Below are 2761 nucleotides of genomic sequence, written 5' to 3'. Positions count from 1 at the left end.
TTTTCGCCGCAGCCGCGCCGATGCCACGGCCGGCACCGGTGACCAGAATGACCCGATCCTTGAGCAATTCAGGGCGAGCGGTGTAATCAAACATAAGAACCTCACAATCCATTTGATGAAGACCTGCTTCACCCCTGTGGCGAGGGGATTTATCCCCGTTCGGCGGCGAAGCCGTCGCAAAACCTGTGTGTCACATTGCCTGGATGAAAGCGGGGGCCGCTTCGCAGCCCAGCGGGGATAAATCCCCTCGCCACACAGGGAGCTTGCAACAGTCAGGTCAGCAGCTGCACAGCGCGCTGTCGAGTACCTTGCGCAACTCCAGCGGGTGATCCACCACCACGTCCGCGCCCCAGTGCCGTGGGTTGTCGTCCGGGTGGATGTAGCCGTAGGTCACCGCAGCGGTTTTGGTGCCGGCATCGCGACCCGATTCGATATCACGCAGATCATCGCCGATAAACAGCACGGTCGACGGATCCAGATCAAGCATCTTGCAGGCGAGGATCAGCGGCTCCGGATCCGGCTTGCTGTTCTTCACATGATCCGGGCAGATCAGCAGCGCCGAACGCTCGGCCAGCCCCAGACGCTGCATGATGGGCTCGGCGAAGCGCACCGGTTTGTTGGTGACCACGCCCCAGATCAGGTTGGCCTTTTCGATATCGGCGAGCAGTTCGCCCATGCCGTCGAACAGTTTGCTGTGCACTGCGCAACCGACCAGATAGCGCTCGAGAAACTCCAGACGCAGTTCTTCGAAGCCCGGCGATTCCGGATCCATCGAGAACGTCACCGCGACCATGGCCTTGGCCCCGCCGGAAATCTCGTCGCGGATGTGCTTGTCGTTGATCGGCGGCAGACCGCGATCGGCGCGCATCGCCTGGCAGATGGCGATGAAGTCCGGCGCGGTGTCGAGCAGGGTGCCGTCCATGTCGAAAAGTACCGCTCTGATGGCCATCGGCTTATTCCTCGCGCAGGGTCTGGATCATGTAATTGACGTCAACGTCGTTGGCCAGCTTGTAGTGCTTGGTCAGCGGGTTGTAGGTCAGGCCGATGATGTCCTTGACGGTCAGGCCAGCCGTGCGGCTCCACGCGCCGAGCTCGGATGGGCGGATGAATTTCTTGAAGTCGTGGGTGCCGCGCGGCAGCAGCTTCATGATGTATTCGGCGCCGATGATCGCGAACAGATAGGCTTTCGGGTTGCGGTTGATGGTCGAGAAGAACACCTGGCCGCCCGGCTTGACCATGCGGAAGCAGGCACGGATTACCGAGGATGGATCCGGCACGTGCTCGAGCATTTCCAGGCAGGTGACCACGTCAAACTGCTCGGGCATTTCGTCGGCGAGGGCTTCGGCGGTGATCTGCCGGTATTCGACGCTGACCCCGGATTCCAGCTGATGCAGTTGTGCGACCGCCAGCGGCGCTTCGCCCATGTCGATGCCCATCACCGTGGCGCCACGCTGAGCCATGGCTTCGCTGAGGATGCCGCCGCCGCAACCGACGTCGAGGACTTTCTTGCCGGCCAGATTGACTCGCTCGTCGATCCAGTTGACCCGCAGCGGGTTGATGTCGTGCAGCGGCTTGAATTCGCTTTCGCGGTCCCACCAGCGATGGGCCAGGGCCTCGAATTTGGCGATTTCGGCGTGGTCGACGTTGCTCATGTTCAATTCCTCGAAAAACCTGAAAAGGGCTGTAGCCGCGGATATTGCGCCGCGGTGTTTACGATTCGGTGTGGCCGCTGATGCGCCGGCCCCATTGGCGGGCGGTCGCGCCCAGCTGTTGTTCGTCCATGCGGGTCAGGCGCCGGTCGTCGAGCAGTTGCTTGCCGGCGACCCACAGGTGTTTCACGCAATCACGGCCGGTGGCATAAATCAGCTGCGACACCGGGTCATACACCGGTTGCTGCGCCAGGCCGGACAGGTCGAAGGCGACGATGTCTGCGGCTTTGCCGATCTCCAGCGAGCCGACCTGCGCCTCGATCCCCAGTGCACGCGCACCATTGAGGGTGGCCATGCGCAAGGCGCGATGGGCGTCCAGCGCCGTGGCAGAACCGGCCACGGCTTTGGCCAGCAGGGCGGCGGTGCGGGTTTCGCCGAGCAGGTCGAGATCATTGTTGCTCGCCGCGCCATCGGTACCGACGGCGACGTTCACTCCAGCCTGCCACAAACGTTCGACCGGGCAGAAGCCGCTGGCCAGTTTCAGATTGGATTCCGGGCAGTGGATCACGCTGCTGTTGCTTTCTACCAGCAGCGCGAGGTCGTCATCGCTGATCTGGGTCATGTGCACCGCCTGGAAGCGCGGGCCGAGCAGGCCAAGGCGACCCAGGCGCGCCAGTGGCCGTTCGCCGGTCTGCTCGACGGCCTGCTGCACTTCGAATGCGGTTTCATGCACATGCATGTGGATAGAGGCGTCCAACTCCTCGGCGATGACCCTGATTTTTTCCAGGTTCTCATCACCGACGGTGTAGGGTGCATGCGGGCCGAAAGTAATCTTGATGCGTTCGTGATGCTTGAGATCGCCGAACAATTCGACGCCCTGACGAATGGCTTCGTCAGCACTGCTGGCGCCGGGGATCGGAAAATCGAGGATCGGAATGGCGATTTGCGCACGGATACCGCTGTTGTGTACGCGCTCGCTGGCGACTTTCGGGAAGAAATACATGTCCGAGAAACAGCTGATGCCGCCCTTGATCTGCTCGGCGATGGCCAGATCGGTGCCGTCGCGGACGAAGTCCTCATCGACCCATTTGCCCTCGGCCGGCCAGATGTGG

3 protein-coding genes and 1 pseudogene are annotated in these 2761 nt (G+C 62.0%); all 4 read right to left on the bottom strand.

All coding sequences use genetic code 11. The features are described 5' to 3' along the window. Positions 1-94, bottom strand: a pseudogene (locus OQK_RS29850) (YciK family oxidoreductase); the annotation flags it as partial. Positions 95-277: 183 nt separating this feature from the next. Beyond that, positions 278-949, bottom strand: a complete 672-nt coding sequence (gene mupP, locus OQK_RS02300; RefSeq protein WP_016770929.1) for an N-acetylmuramic acid 6-phosphate phosphatase MupP — start codon at positions 947-949, stop codon at positions 278-280. Positions 950-953: 4 nt separating this feature from the next. Next, a complete protein-coding gene (gene ubiG, locus OQK_RS02295) occupies positions 954-1652 on the bottom strand; it encodes a bifunctional 2-polyprenyl-6-hydroxyphenol methylase/3-demethylubiquinol 3-O-methyltransferase UbiG (RefSeq protein ID WP_016770928.1) in 699 nt (232 codons plus the stop codon). Between the two features lie 58 nt (positions 1653-1710). After that, positions 1711-2761 (bottom strand): TRZ/ATZ family hydrolase (locus tag OQK_RS02290; RefSeq protein ID WP_038860450.1); only part of this gene is annotated, 1051 nt, incomplete at its 5' end.

The organism is Pseudomonas sp. R62, from assembly GCF_000257605.1.
Taxonomy (GTDB): Bacteria; Pseudomonadota; Gammaproteobacteria; order Pseudomonadales; family Pseudomonadaceae; genus Aquipseudomonas; species Aquipseudomonas atacamensis.
Note: the sequence above shows the minus strand (reverse complement) of the source record. Positions and strands in the feature narration are given on the sequence as shown.